Source organism: Bdellovibrio sp. 22V (assembly GCF_030169785.1).
GTDB lineage: Bacteria > Bdellovibrionota > Bdellovibrionia > Bdellovibrionales > Bdellovibrionaceae > Bdellovibrio.
Genome location: NZ_CP125854.1, coordinates 703,684 through 722,118, shown reverse-complemented (window position 1 = coordinate 722,118; position 18,435 = coordinate 703,684). Strand labels below are relative to the sequence as shown.

Genomic DNA, 18,435 nt, shown 5'->3' with positions numbered 1-18,435 from the left:
AATGCATCCATCATCATTCACTCACAAAGTGGGTTTGGGCCTGCGCCCGCCCCATTATACTTATTTAGAACAACGGCCTGCCACCGAAGTCGCGTGGTTTGAGGCGACTTCGGAAAGTTATATGAATTCGCGCGGTCGCCCGATCGAGATGCTGCAAAAAATTCGGCAGGACTATCCCGTCGCTTTGCACGGCATCTCCATGAACATCGGATCCCCTGCGGGAATTCGTCTGGATTATCTGCAAAAACTTCGCGAGCTGATTGAACGCGTAGAGCCTTTTATTGTTTCGGATCATCTGTCATGGACAGGAACTTCCGATTTGAACTTGCACGATCTTCTGCCGTTGCCTTTCACCGAGGACAGTGTCGAGACTTTGGTGAGCAATATTGATTTCGTCCAAAACTTTTTACGACGCCCGCTTATTCTTGAAAACGTTTCGACTTATATCAGTTATCGCAAAAACGAAATGGACGAATGGGATTTTGTCAGCGAAGTCAGCAAACGCTCCGGCTGCGGTCTGCTTCTTGATATTAACAACGTCTATGTGAACTCGTACAACCATGGTTTCGATCCGCAATATTATTTGAATCATATTCCTATGGACCGGGTCGCGCAGATTCATCTGGCAGGACCGACTGATTACGGCGGTTATCTTTTCGATACGCACTCTACCGAAATTCCCGACAAGGTCTGGGATTTCTTTAAACTCATAGCGCCGCGGATTCGCCACTTGCCGGTGCTCATCGAGCGCGACGAAGACATCCCCGATTTCCGCGAGCTTGAAACCGAAGTAATGAAAGCGGTCTACATATTGGAGAACTCCTATGACTCTGAACGAAACGCAGAACCTGTTTAAAAAAAGTCTTGTTTCCATGCAGGTAGATCCCAAGATGCTTGCCGAGCTCAAACCCGCAGGAAAACTGTCCTTGGAGCAAGCTTTTGAAATTTATCATCAAGGCTATATCAAGCGTCTCACGGACACGCTGAAAAAAACTTACGAGGGCGTGTGGTGGGTTTTAGGCGAAGCTCTGTTCAGTAAAATGGCGCGGCGATTTATCGAATCCCAACCCTCGGTCTCTTACGATCTTTCCGAGTATGGCGAAGCCTTTCCCGATTTTTTGCGCACACTGAGCGCCACCAAAGTGATTCCGTTTATTTATGACTTGGCTCGCTTTGAGTGGACGTTTAAAAGCCTCATCAATACGCCGACGCCCGATCCTCTTTCAACGGAGCAAGCCGAAGAGCTGATTCGCTCGGACGATTTCAAAGTGCATTTTATTGAAGCCATGGAGATCTTTGAAAGTCCTTACGCGATTTACGATATTTGGACCCGTCGTAAAGAGCCCGCTTATGAATTCGAAGGCATCAACTGGGATCGCCCCGAAAGTTTGATGATTTATAAAAAAAACAACCGCATCTATGTTCAGCGCATGGATAAGATCGAGGCGCAAGTGATCAACGCCATGAAAGACGGAGCCTCCATCGGCTCGGCGCTGGCAGAGCATACCACTTCGCTCGCGCCAGAACAGATTTCACAGTTTTATCAGATGATGATCGGTGCCGGAATTATCGAGGACGTTACGACCCTGGAAAATCATAGCGGCCTTTAGGCCGCTTTACCGATCACTTCCGTCGCCATATTGTGAACCATGTGTTGAAGCGTGGTCGCCTGCGCCGACATTTCTTCCGACGTCGCGGCGGTTTCTTCAGCCGCTGCTGAAAACGCCTGGGTTTGTCTTTCTAAAGATCCCATCGCTTCTTGAATAGCATTGATACCCTCGGACTGATGCATGGAAGTCTGCGCGATTTCGTGATTAAGGACGTTGACCTTCTGAACAGACGTTACGATACCATCAAGAACCTTGTCGCTTCTTTCCGCCAACTCTAAAGACACCCGCGTTTGTTCAACGCTGCTCGAAATAACAGTCTTCACTTCTTTCGCCGCTTGCGCAGATTTTAAAGCAAGATTGCGCACAGCTTCGGCAACAACGGCAAAACCTTTTCCTTGTTCGCCGGCGCGGGCCGCTTCCACGGCCGCGTTCAGAGCCAAAAGATTCGTTTGAAAAGCGATATCGTCGATAATATCCATGGCGGACGTAATCTCCCTCGAGATTTTTGCCATGACTCCAATAGATTCGATAAGACGTTTTACTTCTTCCGCTCCCTGCGAAGCGCCCAACTCCGAGTTCTTTGCAAGATCCGATGCGGAACTGGCGCGCTCTTGATTCGCGCGCACGATCTCGTTCAGATCTTTCACGGCTTTCAAAGTTTCTTCAATGCGTGCAGCGGACTCGACCGCCCCCTGTGCGACGTTTTGTCCTGCGCTGGAAAGCATGCTCGAAGCTTCCAAAACTTGTTTGCTGGCTTCATTCGTATCTGTCACTGTGCGCGCCAAGAAGCTCATCAATTTACCTGCAAAAACGTAAAACAAGGCAAACGCCGCTAAAAATGCCAATGAAAAACTAATAAGTACTTTCATACGGAACGCGGCAATCGCTTTTTCTACATCATCCACATAAACACCGCTGCCAAGAATCCACTTCCATTGTTTGAACTGTCTTACGAAACTGATTTTTGGCTCCGGATGAGGCGAGCCCGGCTTCGGCCACATATAAGAAACAAAACCTTCCGCTGCGGGAGTTTCACCGACCTTCACAAATTCAACGAAAAGAGCCACACCATTCGGGTCCTTCATTCCGGAAAGATCTTTACCGTTAAGCTCCGGCTTCATCGGATGCATCATCATGGTTGGATGAAGGTCATTGATCCAAAAATATTCATTGCCTTGATAACGAAGCTGCGACACTGCGACCAGCGCCTGTTTTTTGGCTTCGTCTTCGCTTAAGACCTTTGTTTCATAAAGGTTATAGTAGTGTTGCAGAACAGTCGTTGCGACATCCACGGTATTACGCACAGCTGTTTTGCGATCTTCATACATGGAATCGCGAACCAGCGGCAGAACGTAAAATAAAACGATGGCCCATAATGGAAGAATGGCGCCAATCAAAAGTGCGAGAATTTTATAGCGATAGCTGCGTGCTTTCCAGACCTTATTCCACATACGATCAATTCCTCCGAGGATGTATAACGCACGGGGAGTTCATCGGTATTTACTTAATGACCTGAAGCAGTCTCGAAAGATTGCGAGGAGAATATATTTTTCCGTTTCAGATTAAAACGGTTCCTGAACTCCATTGCCAACGAATCCTCCGCCCTCTCCCGGCGTTCGTCGGGTGTTGACTCCGGGCGGGAGAATTTCCTGGCCATAAAGACTTTGATCGGATGGATAGCGGCGGGAAAGTCCTATGAGATCTTTGTGATAAGAAAAAAGAATACTGCCATTCTGGAGCAGATTCACAAGAGTGTTAACGTGCTCTAGACCGACGGCAAAACACCCTTCACTCCACCCTAGTCTTCCGTTATTGCGGATGAACTCTTCACTGACATACTTTGCTCCGTGCAAAACGATCGCGCGATTTTTGGCGTTGTCATTCGAGCGATCAATTCCCTCCAGATAAAGAGACAAGCCATTTTTCTGACTGTTATAAGTGCCTTTTGCAAAGAAAAATCCCAACGAGCTTTTCCACGAGTCCGTCATGTTGGAAAAGCTGCGCGACTCGACGACGCCCGAACGAATCCCGTGCGCGACATAAAAACTTTCCACTAGGGCCGTCTCTAGATTGATCAAAAAAAGGCGTTTGCTTGTCGAGGGCAAAGAGTAATCGACCAACACCGTATGCGTGGTGTTCGGAATTAAACCTTCATTGTAGTCATACATGCGAAAAATCAAATCGAGCGCGGGCCGCGGAATTCCTTGTTCAAGAATCGCATCGAAAACGAGGCGCCCGTCGGGAAGCTGACGCTGAAACAGCGACTCCGCATGGGCAATGGAATTGGCAATAAAGATTATGAAAAAAGAAATTTGCAAAAGAGTTCGTGTAAGCGTCGCCATGCAAACACTCTTGTACGACCACGGAACATCAGCAAATTAAGTTTACGAAAGGTCATGGCCAAGGAATGGCGGGAACATCCTGACAGACGATTGGCAAACCTTCGGATTGCAAAGGAGCCGCTAGCGTATCGATCAAAGTGGATTCATCCAAAAGAAGAATGTGTGATCTTAATACTGTTCGCGATAGGAACAAGGAGGAAACTCCCAAGGAGTGCCGCGCCTTTTGATCGTGAAGAGGCGCCAGTGCCGCCATTCTGCGAATGGATTCAAGCACGTGACGGACCATGCAGTTGTAGCGAGGCACGCTTTCAAGTTCATGAATTTTGTGATCGGCGTAGTAAGCCAGCCCCTGATAGTCTTTGGCTTTATACAATTCAAAAAGACGCGCTTTGATAGTTTCCACGTTAGGACGACGAAAGTTTAAAATAGAATCAGCGCCCTCAGGATTTTGCGAGCGAAATTTCGGCGTATAAGCCATGTCGATAAAGTCATCGCAAAGAATATTGACTCCGGCCATGTGATACGGAATCGCCCATGCATCTGCAAATGGCACGATAAACGACAATTTTCTTTCCATGCTGATGAGACGTTTTGAAATCTCGGCACTGCGCCCTTGTGAAAGACGCGCATAGTGAGGCGCGCGCTCTTTGTTAATTTTCAAAGCGTCACGGATGTGATCGGTCAGACAAGCGCGCGCCTGAACTGTTTCTACGAAAAAAACAGAGAGCAGAATCATCGGTACGAGACGAAGCACGCGCTTTAAAAACATATCTTTTTATAGCATAAACCCCTGAAGGTTCCCGACCGAAACCTCCAGGAACATGAAAAAAATGCGGGCCTGTCAAAAATCTCGACAGAGAACTAATCTTTCTTTTTGATCGCGCCCATATAAGAGTACTGCCAAGGCCGGAATGACAAAAGAATCCCGGTATCGCCGACAGGAACGTTGTGCTCCCCTTCAAATTTGGCCTCTTCCTGCATCTCCATAAGCAGACGATCCAATTTCGCTTTGTATTTCGCCAAAGTCGACGGACTGATTTTTATCAGGGCAAAACGAATATAATCCTCGGTGCGGAAGTCGTAGTTTAGGTAGTTGCTTTTTGTTTGCTCGAAAAGAGCTTTCCCGACAGGTCCGTCCCGGCGAAAACGCAGAAAACCTTGGCGTTTCAGTTTCACTTTATCCCGCGGATGAAGTTCGATCAAATTCAGTCGATCCAGTTGAAATAGATATTTTTTTGATTCTGCACTGGGGATTTGATACTCGCGCTCAATTTTTTGCGGCGTTTTTCCTTCATGCAACATCATGAAGTAATGCAAAAGACGCGCGTTTTCAGCCAACGCTTTTTCTTGCTCGTCCGAGAGAAGCATCACTTGATTGGCTTCGTCGAGATTTGCCGATTTCACGACTTCGGAAAAGCTGAGATCCGCGACACGACAGATCTCCTCCAAGCGTTCCAAGCTGAGACTTTTATTCGAGAGGATTCTCTTTACGCTAGATTCACTCAGATTCAAAGCCTTCGCTAGATCCTTGTAGAGAATATTCTTCGTCTTTAAAGCGCGTTTTAATGAACTTAAAAATTGGTCAATCTGTGACATATCAACTCCCAAAACCAGGGTATTGCATAATAGTACTTAGATCAAGGGTATTGAATGATAGGACCAAACAGCCGAATCTATATTTAGGAATGAGGAGGCTGTATGAACATCTTTAAGTTTCTTGTAGATCGTTTTTTACAAAAGAGACCTTTTTTCTATGGCTGGGAACAAAGAGCCTTTGAACGACGCCAGGAGCAATACGGTCTTTGGACCCAAAGTTCTTGCCGACTCGGTAAGGATTAAATAGAGTTCCTGGTGAATGCAAAGCTCCTCTGAAAACCCGACCTTATTCAATCGTCCTCTTTGGTTTTACATTAAAAACAATCCCCGAGCTTTCAGTTTGGGGATGATTTTTCTGATCATCACAAACGTGCTTGACGGCATTTATCCGTTGATCATGAAAACGGCGATTGATCAAATCGAGTCTCAAGTTCCGCTGAACGCCATCGGAAAAACTTGTTTGATCTTTTTTGCCGTCATGGCGGGTCTTGCGATCAGCCGCTATAGCTGGCGCACGAATTTCGGGAAGTTTCACACGCATGCGGCGGAACACATCCGCCAAAAAATTTTCCGCCACATGACTTCCTTAGGTCCGAACTTCTTTCACAAGAATCAAGTAGGTGAATTGATGAGCTTGGTGACCAACGACGTGCAGTCGTTCCGTCAGGCTATCGGGCCCGGTCTTTTGATCCTCGCTGACGGCGTGATCATTATCGCCGTGGTCCTTCCGATCATGATTAGCATGAATTGGGAATGGACTTGGAAAACGTTGGTCTTTCTGCCTCTTGTGCCTCTTTTAATTTGGCGAGTGATGCGTTTGATTCACACCAATTATAAAGCGCAACAGGATCGTTTTTCCGAACTGACCGGCGTTGCGCAAGAAACCGTCGGCGGCATTCGCGTGATAAAAAGTTTCGCGCAGGAAGACAATCGCACAAAACTTTTTAACTCGGTCAGCTCCGCATTTGAAAAGGCCTGCAACAAAGTCGCACGCGTTGATGCTTTCTTTATTCCGGTCATGGAGTTCGGCGTGACCTCCGGAAGCGTGATCCTGCTTTTTGTCGCTAAGGATGATATTTATTCTGGTGTAGTTTCTATCGGTACTTTCGTTGCTTTTCACCGCTATATTCAAAAAATGGTGTGGCCGATGACGGCGTTGGGAATGGGCTTTTCTTATTTCCAAAAAGGTTACGCATCCTTTGATCGCATCAAAGAAGTTCTGAAAACGGAAACCGACATTCCCGACAATGGAACGCACGTGCTTAAGACTTTCGAAAGTCTTGAGTTCAAAAATGTTTCTTACCGACACAACCGCGGTTCTGTCTACGTTCTTAAAAACGTGTCCTTCACTCTGAAGGCCGGCGAAAGCCTCGGTATCATGGGGCCGGTGGGCGCAGGCAAAACGACGTTATTGCACTTGCTTTCGCGGATGTATCCTTTGGAAGAAGGCGAAATTCTTATCAATGGCATTCCGATCGAACAAATCACTCAGGATTCACTACGCCGCACATTCCTGCTTGTTCCGCAAGAGGCGTTCTTATTTAGCGAAACCATTTCCGACAACGTCAGCTTCGGTCTGAAAGAGAGAGCTTCGGAAGAAGAGATCCTGCGCATGACAGAAATCGTGGATCTTAGCAAAGAAATCGACTCTTTACCGCACAAGTACGATTCACAACTTGGCGAAAGAGGCGTCAATCTTTCGGGCGGACAAAAACAGCGTCTGACGATTGCGCGCGGCCTTATTATGAAGACGCCCGTTTTAGTTTTAGACGATTCTTTAAGTGCTGTCGACACGCGCACAGAAAAAGCCATCGAAGAGGAACTTGCAAAAAGCCGCTCCACGATGACTCGTATTATTGTGGCGCACCGTCTGTCTTCGTTAAAGGCCGTGAACAAATTGCTGATTCTTAAAGACGGACAAGTGGAAGCATTGGGAGCTTTCGAAGACGTTCTGAAGAGCAGTCCGACCTTCCAAAAAATTGTTCAAATCCAAGGCCAAGGAGACTCCCATGAGTGAGAATTTCATGCATGAGGATTTGGTTAAAACCAAAATCACTTACCCCGGCCTTTTTAAAAGATTATGGCCTTATGCCCGCAAAGAAAAGGTTCTGCTTTTCTCGGCGATTTTTGCCGTTGCCGGCGGCGCCATTGTCGCACGTTTGATACCCGCGCTTATCGGTTATGCGATCGATCACGGCATCAAAGGCAAAGACTATAGCGTTTTCACGCAAGTGGCTTATGCTTACTTGATCCTGGAAATTTTCCGTTCTTGTTTTTCATTTGCCAACGTCTATCTGTTCCAGCTTTTTGGCAATCGCATGCTGTTTCATTTGCGTGAAGATTTGATGGGTCACGTGCAAAGACTGCCCCTGCAGTTTTTCAATAAGACACCCACTGGGCGTATTGTGACCCGTCTGACCAATGACGTGATGTCCTTGGGCGAGCTTTTCACCGATGGCGTGATCGCGGTCTTTACTCATACTGTGATCATTATCTCGGTCGTTATCGCATTAGCGGTGATTTCATGGAAGCTGACACTGGTGTCGTTGCTTTTAGCGCCGCTATTCATTTGGGCGTCGTTTTATTTAAGCAATCGCATCCGCGACATCTTGCGCGAACAGAAAAAGAAACTGTCGCTGATCAACGCTTTTTTGGCGGAGAATCTTAACGGCATTAAAGTCGTTCAGCTCTACAACCGCGTGACTCGCAATCGCGATACGTTTTCGGTGCTTTCAAACGATTACCGCGAAACGAATATGCGTTCGATCCGGGCTTATGCGCTGATGCAACCGATTATGAATCTTTTCAACGCGACAACAATCACCGCAGCTCTTTATTATGGCGGTCTGTTAAGTGCTGAAGGCTCTATCGCCATCGGCGCCTTGGTCGCGTTTTTGATGAACATTCAAGACTTCATCCCGCCGTTACGTGAGATCCTGGAAAAATACCAACAATTCCAAAACTCATTGACCAGTGCCGAGCGTATTTTCACGCTGATGGATGAGCCGGAAGAATATGAACTGGAAAATCTGCATTCACCAGGCATGATTCGCGGTGAGCTCGACATTCGCAATTTGAATTTCCAATACGAAGCCAATTTGCCGATGGTGCTGAAAGGTATTTCCCTGCACATCAAACCCGGTGAATCTATCGCATTGGTCGGCCGCACAGGCAGCGGCAAATCCACGTTCATTTCGTTATTGCAGCGTTTTTACGATGCCCCTGAAAAATCCATCTTTGTCGATGGCATTGCGCTGGAGCGTATTCCTCGTGAAGAGATCCGCCATCATGTCGGCGTTGTTCAGCAGGACAATTTTATTTTCCGCGGAACCGTTCGCGAGAATATCGGTTTGGGAGACCCACGCATCAGCGAAGAACAAATACAGCGTGCCTGCGAGAAAACCGGCTACATGGGGCTTTTAACTCGCACAGGCCGGGATCTTTCAAGTGCCGTGGATGAGCGCGGCGCCAATCTGTCCGTCGGTGAACGCCAATTGATTGCCTTTGCCCGTATTCTTGCCTTCAACCCCGATATTTTAATTTTGGATGAAGCCACAGCGAACATTGACTCGGAAAGTGAGCACATCATCCAAGAAGCGACCAAGGAAATCACGAAAGGCCGCACGAGCATCATCATCGCTCACCGCCTGTCGACGATTGAACAATGCGATCGCATCGTTGTTTTGAATCAGGGTGAAATTGCTGAGATCGGCTCGCATGCGGAGTTAATGAAGGCAGAAGGTCTTTATTATCAGTTCGCCTCTGTCGGCGTGAAGACCAATGTGATTGATGAATCCGCCAATGGTCCCGCAGGCACTGAGCCCGGGGACCCTTCTTAAGTCGCATCCTTAAAAATGTAGATTGTCATTTTTATTTCGTCTTCCTAGAGATTTTGCCGAACACCCCTCATGCTTAAGGTATGAGGAGGTTTTTATGAAGAAAAAATCCACACAGCTCATCACGCTGGGAATCCTCTATGTTCTTTTGGGAATTGGTGCATTGATTTTTGCATCCGCTTCCACCTTGGCTTCAGTCATGACTTTGGGAGCTGTGTTGTTTGTCGCCGGCATCGCCCAAATAGTTTATGGCATTCAAGGGCGCAAGACAGGTCAGCTCTGGCCCCATGTAGCATTGGGCTGCTTGGCTCTGGCCTGTTCCGTTCTTATCTTCGTCAATCCTGTTGCCAACACCATGGGGCTGACATTGATGATCGGCTTTCTTTTGCTCGCAAGTGGCTGCGCCAAAGTTATTGGTGCGTTCGTGGAACGTTCATCAGGCTGGGGATATTACGCGCTCAACGGCGCGATTTCTATTTTGCTGGCGGCGATGATTCTGTACACCTTCCCGGCTTCAGCTCTTTGGACCATCGGAACGTTTGTCGGAGTGGATCTTATTTTAGGCGGCGCTACACTTATCGGCTTAGGTTCCGCGATGAGAAAAATGGGGCAAGATCTTGTCAGTACCGTTAACTCTCTTTTACCGGAATCCCACGAAGAGGTGGAGTATCGTCACTACACGCGAAATGGCGACCGACATGGCGATTTAAATCGCAGCGAGAAAAAAGAAGATTACAGAGAGCCACCTTCTTTACATTAAACGGTGTCTTGCAAATTTAATTTGCCAAACTAAGACAGTTTCATTGATGCTTTTCTTATGAAGAACATTTTTTCTTTATTCCTCGTGGTTTTCCCTGGATTGGCTCAAGCTCAGCAACTGAAGTGCGAATACGGCTTTATGGGAAGTCCGATGGGATCCGTCGCGATGACATTGGATGAAACAGGACGACCTGGAGAATATGCGACAGTGTCTTTGTTCTTTTCTCCAGCCCGACAGATGCCTGTCACAATCGAAGTCCCCGCCGCAGGAGAACTTCTTCGCCTCATTCTTTCAAAGGATGATCCGTCAAACGAAGTCCATTTGACGGTCTTTGAAGATTATAAAAGCAAGCTGGTGAACCCGGCGGCTCCCGTTGGAAAAGAACTCCAAGGAGCCTGCACTCTGCTTTAGTTCGCTTCTTTTGGTTTGAAGTCTACTTTGATAGACGCATCGGCAGCAGGAACAGCCGATCCATAGAAGCGAATCACGTTACGCGCTTCAATATAGTCCCAACCGTTGATCGAACTGCGCGGGACAACCTGACCGTTGATGGTGACAGAGATGGACTCAATCACTGGAATTTTCGAAAGCTTAAAGTCAGTAAGAATCTGATAAATACGCGAACGGATGTTCGTCACTGCCGAAGAAAGATTGGAGCTGCAAATAGACTCTTGCACGCCGCCTGATTCTTTTACGATATCAATGAAGGTCAAACCGGCTTCCGCATAATCGTTATATGTTCGGCAGTTCGTACTCGTAGGCAGAACGCCAATAAAGTTAAAGACCCACGAACGCGTGCCATCCACCCAAGGAGTTTTTAATCCATCCAAAAAATTAACGTAATGACTTACGGGATTTGAAACGACACTTTTGTCATTCTCGTCAGATAAGGCGATCACAACGAGCAAAGCGTCTTCGCGGAAAAAACCGCGGCCTTCGTTAGAAAGATAACTATTGGATAGAGCGTTTTGCATCGACTCCAGACCACGTTCGTTATTACTTCCCGCCTCGCCGACGATCATGCGATTTTTAAGACTGTTCACAAGATCGGGAGTGGAAGCCGTCACGTATTTAGGACTTCCGATGAACTTACCTCCGTCAGGTGTTGTTCCCCCCATACTCGTTGTCACCACGGCCATGTGATAGTCCATCTTTAGTGAATTGAGTTTCGTGACAAGGTCAGGAACCTGGGCTGAAAGATTTTGTTGATGCTTCAACATCGAAGACGAGTTGTCGACGATCCAGAGAATGTCGACTTTATTATTGTAGGTTATATTTTGTCCGAAGTTATCTGAGGTCGCTGGGAGATCGAACGAAACGCCGCCGGAGCAGGCCATGAGAGTTGATGCAATCACGGCCACAAACACTGCTGAAAAATCCTTTTTCATAGTTCCTCTTTCACGTCCAGGAAGCGGCAGAATTATGCCGCTTTAGTTGTAAAGTTCTTAATTGATTCGCGCACAGATTGACTGAGCGTCGTGAATTTCACACCGTACTTCACAGGCTCTGTGTCAGTCTTAGCGTCTTTCACAAACTGTTTGCTAACGATCTGGCAAACAGCGTTGAAAGGAGGAACGCCATCGCCCGGTTGAAAATGCAAGAACAGGGATTGACCTGGTTGCAAATTCGGCGTGTCGATCAAAACACCCGCACCACCTGCGCTGATTTCCAGCGCCTGGCCACGGAAGACAGTTTTGTTGTTATGAACAATCAAAGAGGCTCCGTAAGAAGCACGCGCGTGACGGCGACGGAAAAAGATTTCCGCAACGTCGGCGTCTTTAGAGTCACGCATACTGCGAATTTTATCGGAGGAGAACTCTTCAAGCTCAGCCACACGTTTCCAGGCCGGCAGTTTCGCGTGCCAAATGTAATCGTATTCGAACAACGCTTTTTCTTGGAGCATCTGAATGATTTCTAATTGGCAGAAAGGACCGTAGTTGTTTCCTTCCTTCAGGATGAACCACTCTTTATCCTTCAAAGTTTGTTTCGAAGGAACGGGAGCCGCCATTTTACCTGGACGAGCCGAAGGCTTTTGCGCCAGCTTTGCTGCGAACTCAGGGTGCTCCAACAACATCAACCATTCTCCGACGGTTTCATCGTAAACATAGTCAGTCCATTGGTTCTCTTGAGCCTCAATCTTTTTTAAGATCGTCTCATGCGTGTACGGACCAATATGAGTCCCGTTGTTAGATAGATAATACTGTTTTGCCATGTTCTCGTACTCCTTAGAGAGCCTATCGGCGCAAACAAGACTAGACTTAACTGTAGGAAATTAGACATTTTATTTCAAAAAAGTTGGAAAATTTCGTCGAACTTTTAGACAAAAAATATAATTCAAGCCTTCCTCAAAGACGCCGAATAGATTACCGCCGCTTAAGATAATCTTAAGAAGGCGTCTCTTTAAACCGATACGAGTTTATGGTTTTTATACAGAAGAAAGAAATGAAGCTAAGAAAGAACATCCTCATTGTGGATAACAACAGCGAACTCGAACAATTGGTTAAAGAGCCATTGTTGAAAAAGCTGGAGAACTCAGGAGTATCCCCTGTAGTTGTTCGCGCCAAAGATGGTGCTGAAGCTGCTATTAAATCTGAAAACCAAAAATTCGATATGGTCCTCATCGATACCGAAGTTCCCCGTCTGATGGATGGCGGTTTCGTTTACGGCATCCATACTTACAAAAACACTCAAGACGCGGAGATCATCGTGATCTCGCAAAGAGAACTCGCGGATTTGCCAGAGTCTTTGCAAAGTTCTAAATTTTTTAAAAAACCCGTAACACCTGACGAGTTGATTACGGCGATGATTTGCATCCTTAACGTTGAACACAATGGTCAAGCCGGCGATGCCAAAACAACGGCGGCTGCCACGAAGTATGCTGTTGACGTGCGCGTTATCAACGCCATGATCAAAGCGACGATGACCGTCTTCCAACAATTCGGTATCGCTGACGTGAAAATGGAAAAAGTATGTCAGAAATCGCCGCAGGATTGCATGCTCGGCGAAGTGTCTTCAGTGATCGATATTAAGAGTCAATCTTTCCAAGGCTATCTTACGATCTCTTTTGATAAAGGCAGCTATCTGGAAGTCGTCTCGACAATGTTGATGGAAGAACAAACCGAAATCACGCCTGACAACCAAGATGCGGTCGGTGAAATCAACAATATCATCTTCGGAAATGCCAAAGCTGAGATCACAAGCTATGGCGTCCAGATGACAACTCCGCGGGTAGTTCTTGGCGCCAATCAAAAAGTAACGTGTCCTCAAGGCTCTGCGGGAATGATGATTCCTTTCTCTACAAGCAAAGGAAAATTCTTTCTGACGGTTGTGGCCTTGCCTGTTGCGAAAGCCGCCTAACCTTCCACTTGCTGGCGCGCAAGCCCACCGAGCGTTTTGATCGCCGCCTCCACATCGGATCTCCACGGCAGACCACAATTCAAGCGAATGTAATTGCGATAATTTCCGTTGGCTGAAAACATCACGCCCGGTGCAATACTGATTTTTTTCGCCGCCGCCTGAGAGTACAAAAGAACCGAATCGATTTCTTTCGGCAACTCGACCCACAACATAAAGCCACCCTGAGGTTGCGTGATCCGCGTTCCTTCCGGAAAATACCGCAGAACAGCCTGAGAAATCTTTTGCACTTGCAGATGCAGGAGTGGACGCAATTTGCGAAGATGACGCTCATAACTTCCTGATGCCAGAAACTCCGCCAAAATCTTTTGCTGCAAACGATTGATTCCCAAAGTGGAGCTGATCTGATAGTTCCGAAACAGCGACAGGTGTTTTCCCGGCAAAATCCACCCGCATCGGGAACCTGGTGCCACAGTCTTTGAAAAAGAGGAACAGGTCAGGACCAAGCCTTCTTCGTCAAAGTGCCGAAGAAGTTTAGGACGAACGCCTGAAAAATCGAGATCACCATAAACGTCATCCTCAATCACAGGTGTCCCAAACTTACTAAAAACTTTCATCACTTCTTTTTTGTTCGCATCAGGCATGCGGGAACCCAAGGGATTGTTAAAGTTCGGCATCATCACCGCACCCGCTATTTTGTAGCGCGAAAGAATTTTTTTTACGTCATCGGGATCGACTCCCCAACGCGCATCCGCAGGCACTTCGATCACTTTCATGCCTAAATCCGCAATGGCCTGGAGAACTCCGAAATAATTCGGTGATTCGATCAAAACCGTATCCCCATTTTTCATCAGCGTTCTTAACGCTAAGTGCAGAGCTTCTTGAGCGCCGTTGGTAATAACAAGATCTTCGGCGGCAACTTTGTTTCCCTGACGGGTCAGGCGTTTGGCGATCTGCTGGCGAAGTTCCAAACTTCCAGGTGAAAATTCGTAACGTGCGTTGATCTCTGCTGTTTTGCGCAGAACGGATCGTGTGATACGCGCCAAAGCCGCATTGGGATAAAGTTCCGAAGCCAGACATGCGGCTCCCAAATTCAGATAATTCGCACGGCTTGCGACTTCGAGCATTTCAGCCACAAGATCAGGAATTTGAATAGCTGCTGGTTTTTTCTGAATTTCAGTTTCTTTGCGCACTTCCTCCGTGATTTGAAAAGCCGAGACATAAAATCCCGATTGCGCCCGCGACTCGATGAGGCCCTTTTGCTCTAGCAACAAATACGCTTGCAGAACCGTGTTCACGCTGACACCCATAATCTCGCTCTGCTTGCGGATGGACGTGATCTTGTCCCCTACCTGAATAGCTCCGCGACGAATTTGGGATTCAACGTCGGTAGCGACTTTTTCGTAAAGCATTTGTTCTTTTTGGCCCATGATCCAACTATACCTCAAATACAGCCGATTTGAAAACTGTACCCATGAATATTCATACTATCTGTATCTGTATCCATTAAAGACTTAAAGGTATTATAAGCGTCAGAGGTGTGAAATGGGTGATAGCAACCACATTCACTTATCCAAAGGTGACCTTTACACGCAATCGTCTCAGAACGTAAAAGTACGGTGCTTTCGCGGTTGCCTATGGCTGACCCAGCCGGGAGAAGGAAGTGATATCATCCTTCATGCTGGAGACACGTACATCTCAGACGTAAAAAAAGGAAAACTCGTGATCGAAGCGATTCACGAGTCCCTGGCAGAAGTTCAGACTATAAAATGCGAAAAAAGATCTACTCGATGGCGAGAGCTTTTTTCCACTCGGCTGTGGGCTCAATCAATTTTCTTTCCTTCATATCGAAAAGACCGAAAGTGAAAAGAGCTTCGCTGGCTACGGTGCCGTCTTCTTTAACCATCTGCTGCAGCATCTGACCGATTTTACCTTTGTAGCCGACAAGCTTCGTCGTAATGTTGATGGTTTCGCGCAAACGGATTTCGCGGAGGAATTTAAGATGGACCTCCAAAATGACCGGACCTTGTTTCAAACGATGAATATCGTTAAAGCCGTAACCGCGAGGCGTGATGAGTTCCCAGCGTGCTTCCTCGTACAACGACAGATAAGTCGCGTTATTCACATGCCCATAAGAATCGACATGATGTTCTTTGATTTGAACTTTGTAAGAGCTGACTTCCGACATACATCACCTTCTTTGCAGAATTACTTCAAGGCTTCGCGAATATGCGCAGAGGCTTGATCCAAAGCCCACACGACCACGGCGATAACCACAATGATACAACCGACTTCACGCCACATTGCCTGTCCTTGATATTGTACAAGCATCGTCCCGATACCTCCGCCTCCGACCAGACCAATGATAGTCGCCATGCGCACGTTGATATCCCAGCGGTACACCGTAAATGAAATATACGGCAAAAGCACTTGAGGAACAATCGCATACCAAATGGTTTGCAGTTTACCGGCACCCGTCGATTCGATGGCTTCAATAGGTCCTTCTTCAACGGACTCCACCATTTCCGAATATTGCTTCGCCAAAGAAGCAATAGAGTGAATCATAAGCGCCAGCATTCCCGCAAACGGACCAATTCCAACCCACACAGAAAATATAATCGCCCAGATCAAAGCCTCAATCGAACGTGTGACATTTAAAATCGTTCGCAGGACGAAATACACTCCGCGGGAAAAAGAACCTTGCATGACGTTCTTCGCACAGAAAAAACTGAGAACAAAAGCAAACGGTATCGCGAGCGTCGTCGCAAGGAACGCCATAAAAATAGTTTCAACGATATTTAGAACCGCTCGCGGTAAAACATCCCAGTTAGGGTTAAAGAGTCCTTGAAACAAGCGCATCGCGCCGGCAAAACCACTTTCATCCAAAAGTTCAATCAGTGAAAACTCGGTCTTTGCAAAGGCCACCAAAAAAGCCAGCGTAAAGGACAAAGCCAGCTGCCAGCCCCAAAAAGTTTTGTACCAGGAAATCTCCTCACTCGCCGCTGAGGTTTTAAAAAGGATATCCCCCGACGTGACGACATGAAATCTTTTAAGCACCAGACTCAAACCGCAACCGGCAATAAAAAATATAAAGACGATCAAAGCGACCGTTCCCAATTGCAACAGCTGTTCTTCGCTGGGCGATATTACGACCGTCGCCAAAACGGACAGCAGAAATGCGAACAGAATACCGTCAAAGATCGTTCTGCGAAAAAGCATGGGCGTCCTCTCCGTAAATACGTTTGAACCACTCCTCGGTGATTTCTTCCGGTCGGCCCGTGAAAACGATTTCTCCGTCTTTAAGCGCAATCACGCGCGTCGCATACATGCGCACCAAAGACAAGAAATGCAGATTCGCGATCACTGTAATGCCGAGTTCTTGATTGATCTTCCGCAAATAATCCATCACCACACGACAAGTCGCGGGATCTAAGGAAGACACCGGTTCGTCGGCCAAAAGCAAGGTCGGTTTCTGAGTTAATGCGCGCGCAATGGCGACTCTTTGTTTCTGTCCGCCGGAAAGCTGATCGGCTCTTAAAGAGGCTTTTTCAGAAATGCCCACCAGTTTCAAATTGGCAAGAGCGTCTTTCTTCTCCGTTTCGGAAAACAATCCCAAAATACTTTGCAACGTCGATTTTTCCGCAAGGACTCCCATCAAGACATTTTTCAAAACACTTTGACGGGGAATTAAATTGAAGTGTTGAAAAATCATCGCGATCTTTTTCCGAAGAGCGCGAATAGCCCTTTTATCTTGCAAAGCTCCGATTTCGCGGCCTTCAAAAAAAATCTCTCCAGAGGTGGGTTCGTGCAGACGATTTAAACAGCGAAGCAACGTGGACTTGCCCGATCCGCTCAGACCGATCACCACCAAAAATTCGCCTTTATGCACTTCGAGCGAGACGTTCTTCAGGGCCGTGACCCCATTGGCATAAGTTTTAGTTAAATTGCGAACCCGCAACAGCGCATCGGCCACGTTATTTCCCTTCGGGCGATAAAGTCTTTAGCATTTCGCGGACAGTGTCATAGTCGGCGTCAGAAGCTTTCTTTAAGTTCGTTGCCCCTAACATCAGATCCAAGGATTTTTGGCCCTCGGATGTACTCACAAACTCCAGAAGGGTTGAAACGATTTTTTCTTTCATTTCTTCAGGCATGTCTTTTCTAAAGACGATAGGATCGTTTGGAATCGGCTCTGACAACTCGATGATACGCACTTTCTTTTCCACATCAGGGTACTGCGTTTTCACCATCCGACGAGCATCTTCGATATTCCCATTCTGCGGAGGGCTGTAGTAAGTAGCTCCGGCGTCGACTTGCCCCTGATAGATCATCGAGACCACGGAATCATGTTTCATGGCGAAAACGATTTCTTTAGGCTCGATCTTTTTATCCTTCAAAGTTTTTAACGGCAAAAGATAACCCGATGTTGAAGCGGGATCGACAAAAGCTAATTTCTTGCCGGCAAGGTCCGCCAAAGTTTTTATTTTACTGTCGGCGCGAGTAAGAAACTGCGACTGATAAGTCGCAAGGCCGTAACGTATAACTGTGAGCTTGGCTTCAACACCGTACTGCTTGTGCGCAAGATAATAACCGTAGGTATTTATCGCCGCGACATCAGCCCTTTTAGTGCCAAACGCTTCTACAACTGCAACAAAGGACTGTGGAATTGTGATTTGGTATTTGTAAGGCGTGTGTTTTTCTAAGTACGTTTTTAGAATTTCGGCATTGTCGGCGAGGACTTTGGCATCCACCGCAGGAACAAGATGAAGCTTGATGGGATTTTCTTTCGTTCCCAGAGCATCTTTTTTGAACTGACATCCCGTCGCAAACATAGCTGCTAACAGGACCATCGTTGAGAGAAGTCTTTTCATGCTGTCGGCCTCCAATTTCATTATAGAAAATAGCCTTGCACGAGCAAGAAAAGTCTTTGATTTCACTAG

The 18,435-nt window shown here is 47.0% G+C and carries 20 protein-coding genes; 9 read left to right on the top strand and 11 right to left on the bottom strand.

The genetic code is table 11. The features are described 5' to 3' along the window. Window position 1 precedes the first annotated feature (1 nt). Together bufB and QJS83_RS03455 are read left to right on the top strand one after the other, a co-directional pair. Entirely contained in the window at window positions 2-856 is an 855-nt protein-coding gene (bufB, locus tag QJS83_RS03460) for an MNIO family bufferin maturase (protein WP_284607708.1), read from the top strand. Then, window positions 825-1,610 (top strand): HvfC/BufC N-terminal domain-containing protein, encoded by a 786-nt coding sequence (locus QJS83_RS03455; RefSeq protein WP_284607707.1) that lies wholly within the window; start codon window positions 825-827, stop codon window positions 1,608-1,610. The genes bufB and QJS83_RS03455 overlap by 32 nt, the downstream gene beginning before the upstream one ends. Here the strand turns inward: QJS83_RS03455 and QJS83_RS03450 are convergent. The 4 genes from QJS83_RS03450 to QJS83_RS03435 all read right to left on the bottom strand — a co-directional run bounded on the left by QJS83_RS03450 (window position 1,607) and on the right by QJS83_RS03435 (window position 5,548). Next, the gene (locus QJS83_RS03450; protein ID WP_284607706.1) at window positions 1,607-3,061 is read right to left on the bottom strand and encodes a cache domain-containing protein; all 1,455 of its coding nucleotides are present in this window, start codon (window positions 3,059-3,061) and stop codon (window positions 1,607-1,609) included. The two genes, QJS83_RS03455 and QJS83_RS03450, sit on opposite strands and share 4 nt — an antisense overlap. 111 nt (window positions 3,062-3,172) lie before the next feature. Next, the gene (locus QJS83_RS03445; RefSeq protein WP_284607705.1) at window positions 3,173-3,952 is read right to left on the bottom strand and encodes a murein L,D-transpeptidase catalytic domain family protein; all 780 of its coding nucleotides are present in this window, start codon (window positions 3,950-3,952) and stop codon (window positions 3,173-3,175) included. 52 nt (window positions 3,953-4,004) lie between these two features. Next, window positions 4,005-4,721: a hypothetical protein gene (locus QJS83_RS03440; RefSeq protein ID WP_284607704.1), complete on the bottom strand. Its 717-nt coding sequence runs from the start codon at window positions 4,719-4,721 to the stop codon at window positions 4,005-4,007. Window positions 4,722-4,813: 92 nt separating this feature from the next. After that, the gene (locus QJS83_RS03435) at window positions 4,814-5,548 is read right to left on the bottom strand and encodes a helix-turn-helix domain-containing protein (RefSeq protein WP_284607703.1); all 735 of its coding nucleotides are present in this window, start codon (window positions 5,546-5,548) and stop codon (window positions 4,814-4,816) included. Window positions 5,549-5,650: 102 nt separating this feature from the next. On the opposite strand from QJS83_RS03435, the gene QJS83_RS03430 reads away from it, so the two are divergent. The 5 genes from QJS83_RS03430 to QJS83_RS03410 all read left to right on the top strand — a co-directional run bounded on the left by QJS83_RS03430 (window position 5,651) and on the right by QJS83_RS03410 (window position 10,555). Then, window positions 5,651-5,791 carry a hypothetical protein gene (locus QJS83_RS03430; protein WP_284607702.1) on the top strand — a complete coding sequence of 47 codons (141 nt, stop codon included), beginning with the start codon at window positions 5,651-5,653 and terminating at the stop codon, window positions 5,789-5,791. 103 nt (window positions 5,792-5,894) lie between these two features. Then, the gene (locus QJS83_RS03425) at window positions 5,895-7,565 is read left to right on the top strand and encodes an ABC transporter ATP-binding protein (protein ID WP_284607701.1); all 1,671 of its coding nucleotides are present in this window, start codon (window positions 5,895-5,897) and stop codon (window positions 7,563-7,565) included. After that, a complete protein-coding gene (locus QJS83_RS03420; protein WP_284607700.1) occupies window positions 7,558-9,387 on the top strand; it encodes an ABC transporter ATP-binding protein in 1,830 nt (609 codons plus the stop codon). Before QJS83_RS03425 ends, QJS83_RS03420 begins: the two co-directional genes overlap by 8 nt. A 94-nt stretch (window positions 9,388-9,481) precedes the next feature. Further along, complete coding sequence (locus QJS83_RS03415) at window positions 9,482-10,144, top strand: HdeD family acid-resistance protein (RefSeq protein ID WP_284607699.1); 663 nt, start codon at window positions 9,482-9,484, stop codon at window positions 10,142-10,144. Window positions 10,145-10,201: 57 nt separating this feature from the next. After that, window positions 10,202-10,555 carry a hypothetical protein gene (locus QJS83_RS03410; protein ID WP_284607698.1) on the top strand — a complete coding sequence of 118 codons (354 nt, stop codon included), beginning with the start codon at window positions 10,202-10,204 and terminating at the stop codon, window positions 10,553-10,555. Here QJS83_RS03410 and QJS83_RS03405 read toward each other — a convergent pair. Both QJS83_RS03405 and QJS83_RS03400 read right to left on the bottom strand, forming a co-directional pair. After that, window positions 10,552-11,532, bottom strand: a complete 981-nt coding sequence (locus tag QJS83_RS03405; RefSeq protein WP_284607697.1) for a hypothetical protein — start codon at window positions 11,530-11,532, stop codon at window positions 10,552-10,554. The two genes, QJS83_RS03410 and QJS83_RS03405, sit on opposite strands and share 4 nt — an antisense overlap. Window positions 11,533-11,564: 32 nt before the next feature. After that, window positions 11,565-12,356 carry a GYF domain-containing protein gene (locus QJS83_RS03400; RefSeq protein ID WP_284607696.1) on the bottom strand — a complete coding sequence of 264 codons (792 nt, stop codon included), beginning with the start codon at window positions 12,354-12,356 and terminating at the stop codon, window positions 11,565-11,567. Between the two features lie 230 nt (window positions 12,357-12,586). Between QJS83_RS03400 and QJS83_RS03395 the strand changes: the two genes are divergently transcribed. Further along, window positions 12,587-13,501, top strand: a complete 915-nt coding sequence (locus QJS83_RS03395) for a chemotaxis protein CheX (protein ID WP_284607695.1) — start codon at window positions 12,587-12,589, stop codon at window positions 13,499-13,501. Here the strand turns inward: QJS83_RS03395 and QJS83_RS03390 are convergent. After that, entirely contained in the window at window positions 13,498-14,928 is a 1,431-nt protein-coding gene (locus QJS83_RS03390; RefSeq protein WP_284607694.1) for an aminotransferase-like domain-containing protein, read from the bottom strand. The two genes, QJS83_RS03395 and QJS83_RS03390, sit on opposite strands and share 4 nt — an antisense overlap. Before the next feature lie 115 nt (window positions 14,929-15,043). Between QJS83_RS03390 and QJS83_RS17450 the strand changes: the two genes are divergently transcribed. Then, a complete protein-coding gene (locus QJS83_RS17450) occupies window positions 15,044-15,364 on the top strand; it encodes a DUF2917 domain-containing protein (protein WP_350159238.1) in 321 nt (106 codons plus the stop codon). Here the strand turns inward: QJS83_RS17450 and QJS83_RS03385 are convergent. From QJS83_RS03385 to QJS83_RS03370, 4 genes are read right to left on the bottom strand one after another with little or no spacing between them, the layout of a single operon-like run. Further along, a complete protein-coding gene (locus QJS83_RS03385) occupies window positions 15,282-15,686 on the bottom strand; it encodes an acyl-CoA thioesterase (protein WP_284607693.1) in 405 nt (134 codons plus the stop codon). The genes QJS83_RS17450 and QJS83_RS03385 overlap by 83 nt on opposite strands. A 20-nt stretch (window positions 15,687-15,706) precedes the next feature. Further along, window positions 15,707-16,717: a phosphonate ABC transporter, permease protein PhnE gene (gene phnE, locus QJS83_RS03380; RefSeq protein ID WP_284607692.1), complete on the bottom strand. Its 1,011-nt coding sequence runs from the start codon at window positions 16,715-16,717 to the stop codon at window positions 15,707-15,709. Continuing rightward, on the bottom strand, window positions 16,692-17,471 hold the full coding sequence (phnC, locus tag QJS83_RS03375) for a phosphonate ABC transporter ATP-binding protein (protein ID WP_284607691.1): 780 nt from the start codon (window positions 17,469-17,471) through the stop codon (window positions 16,692-16,694). Before phnC ends, phnE begins: the two co-directional genes overlap by 26 nt. Before the next feature lies 1 nt (window position 17,472). After that, window positions 17,473-18,366: a phosphate/phosphite/phosphonate ABC transporter substrate-binding protein gene (locus QJS83_RS03370; RefSeq protein WP_284607690.1), complete on the bottom strand. Its 894-nt coding sequence runs from the start codon at window positions 18,364-18,366 to the stop codon at window positions 17,473-17,475. Window positions 18,367-18,435 lie beyond the last annotated feature (69 nt).

What these genes read in the sequence shown, in the direction of transcription:
- bufB (WP_284607708.1), top strand. Translation starts at nt 2, where the DNA reads ATGCATCCATCATCATTCACTCACAAAGTGGGTTTGGGCCTGCGCCCG.
- QJS83_RS03455 (WP_284607707.1), top strand. Translation starts at nt 825, where the DNA reads ATGACTCTGAACGAAACGCAGAACCTGTTTAAAAAAAGTCTTGTTTCC.
- QJS83_RS03450 (WP_284607706.1), bottom strand. Translation starts at nt 3,061, where the DNA reads ATGTGGAATAAGGTCTGGAAAGCACGCAGCTATCGCTATAAAATTCTC.
- QJS83_RS03445 (WP_284607705.1), bottom strand. Translation starts at nt 3,952, where the DNA reads ATGGCGACGCTTACACGAACTCTTTTGCAAATTTCTTTTTTCATAATC.
- QJS83_RS03440 (WP_284607704.1), bottom strand. Translation starts at nt 4,721, where the DNA reads ATGTTTTTAAAGCGCGTGCTTCGTCTCGTACCGATGATTCTGCTCTCT.
- QJS83_RS03435 (WP_284607703.1), bottom strand. Translation starts at nt 5,548, where the DNA reads ATGTCACAGATTGACCAATTTTTAAGTTCATTAAAACGCGCTTTAAAG.
- QJS83_RS03430 (WP_284607702.1), top strand. Translation starts at nt 5,651, where the DNA reads ATGAACATCTTTAAGTTTCTTGTAGATCGTTTTTTACAAAAGAGACCT.
- QJS83_RS03425 (WP_284607701.1), top strand. Translation starts at nt 5,895, where the DNA reads ATGATTTTTCTGATCATCACAAACGTGCTTGACGGCATTTATCCGTTG.
- QJS83_RS03420 (WP_284607700.1), top strand. Translation starts at nt 7,558, where the DNA reads ATGAGTGAGAATTTCATGCATGAGGATTTGGTTAAAACCAAAATCACT.
- QJS83_RS03415 (WP_284607699.1), top strand. Translation starts at nt 9,482, where the DNA reads ATGAAGAAAAAATCCACACAGCTCATCACGCTGGGAATCCTCTATGTT.
- QJS83_RS03410 (WP_284607698.1), top strand. Translation starts at nt 10,202, where the DNA reads ATGAAGAACATTTTTTCTTTATTCCTCGTGGTTTTCCCTGGATTGGCT.
- QJS83_RS03405 (WP_284607697.1), bottom strand. Translation starts at nt 11,532, where the DNA reads ATGAAAAAGGATTTTTCAGCAGTGTTTGTGGCCGTGATTGCATCAACT.
- QJS83_RS03400 (WP_284607696.1), bottom strand. Translation starts at nt 12,356, where the DNA reads ATGGCAAAACAGTATTATCTATCTAACAACGGGACTCATATTGGTCCG.
- QJS83_RS03395 (WP_284607695.1), top strand. Translation starts at nt 12,587, where the DNA reads ATGAAGCTAAGAAAGAACATCCTCATTGTGGATAACAACAGCGAACTC.
- QJS83_RS03390 (WP_284607694.1), bottom strand. Translation starts at nt 14,928, where the DNA reads ATGGGCCAAAAAGAACAAATGCTTTACGAAAAAGTCGCTACCGACGTT.
- QJS83_RS17450 (WP_350159238.1), top strand. Translation starts at nt 15,044, where the DNA reads ATGGGTGATAGCAACCACATTCACTTATCCAAAGGTGACCTTTACACG.
- QJS83_RS03385 (WP_284607693.1), bottom strand. Translation starts at nt 15,686, where the DNA reads ATGTCGGAAGTCAGCTCTTACAAAGTTCAAATCAAAGAACATCATGTC.
- phnE (WP_284607692.1), bottom strand. Translation starts at nt 16,717, where the DNA reads ATGCTTTTTCGCAGAACGATCTTTGACGGTATTCTGTTCGCATTTCTG.
- QJS83_RS03370 (WP_284607690.1), bottom strand. Translation starts at nt 18,366, where the DNA reads ATGAAAAGACTTCTCTCAACGATGGTCCTGTTAGCAGCTATGTTTGCG.